Annotated in this window: 1 pseudogene; it reads right to left on the bottom strand. The window is 58.2% G+C overall.

What is annotated here, in order from left to right:
* A pseudogene (locus D8V06_RS14390) lies at window positions 1-1,001 on the bottom strand (cation/acetate symporter ActP); the annotation flags it as partial.
* Window positions 1,002-1,048 lie beyond the last annotated feature (47 nt).

Raw genomic sequence — 1,048 nt, 5'->3', positions numbered from 1 at the left:
GCATCTTTGAAGGCCGGGTTGGTGCTGACCAGCAGGATCGCGCCGAAGCCGATGATGAAAGTCAGGATATAGAAGTAGCCAATGAAGCCAGTCGCGTACAGCACGCTCTTGCGAGCTTCTTTTGCGTCACTCACGGTGAAGAAGCGCATCAGAATGTGTGGCAGGCCAGCGGTACCGAACATCAGCGCCAGACCCAGCGAGAAGGCCGAAATCGGGTCCTTGACCAGACCGCCCGGGCTCATGATCGCTTCGCCCTTGGCGTGAACCTTGATCGCTTCGGAGAACAATGTGTTGAAGTCAAAGCCTACGTGCTTCATCACCATCAGCGCCATGAACGAGGCACCGGACAGCAACAGCACAGCCTTGATGATCTGCACCCAGGTGGTCGCCAGCATGCCGCCGAACAGCACGTACATGCACATCAGCACACCGACCAGAATCACCGCGACGTGATAGTCCAGACCGAACAACAGCTGAATCAGCTTGCCGGCACCGACCATTTGCGCGATCAGGTAAAACGCTACCACCACCAACGATCCGCAAGCGGACAGCGAGCGGATCTGGGTTTGGCCCAGGCGATAGGACGCCACGTCGGCAAAGGTGTATTTACCCAGGTTACGCAGGCGCTCGGCGATCAGAAACAGAATGATTGGCCAGCCCACCAGGAAGCCGATCGAGTAGATCAGGCCATCGTAGCCGGAGGTGAACACCAGCGCGGAAATACCCAGGAAGGATGCCGCCGACATGTAGTCGCCAGCAATCGCCAGACCGTTCTGAAAACCGGTGATCTTGCCACCCGCCGCATAGTAGTCGGAGGCCGAGTTGTTTTTCTTGGATGCCCAGTAGGTGATGCACAGGGTGGCACCGACGAAGGCGACGAACATCACGATCGCCGACACGTTGAGCGGTTGTTTCTGAACGGCGCCGGTCAGGGCGTCAGCCGCCCAGGCGCCAGGTGCGAACGCTGCGATGCTCAAAAGAGCCATTAGACGCCGGATCATTGCTGAGCCTCCTTGAGAATCGCATTGTTCAGGTCGTCGAACTCGCC

The organism is Pseudomonas sp. Sample_24 (assembly GCF_004307605.1).
GTDB lineage: Bacteria > Pseudomonadota > Gammaproteobacteria > Pseudomonadales > Pseudomonadaceae > Aquipseudomonas.
The sequence above is the reverse complement of the archived record's forward strand: the minus strand, read 5'-3'. Positions and strand labels throughout refer to the sequence as shown.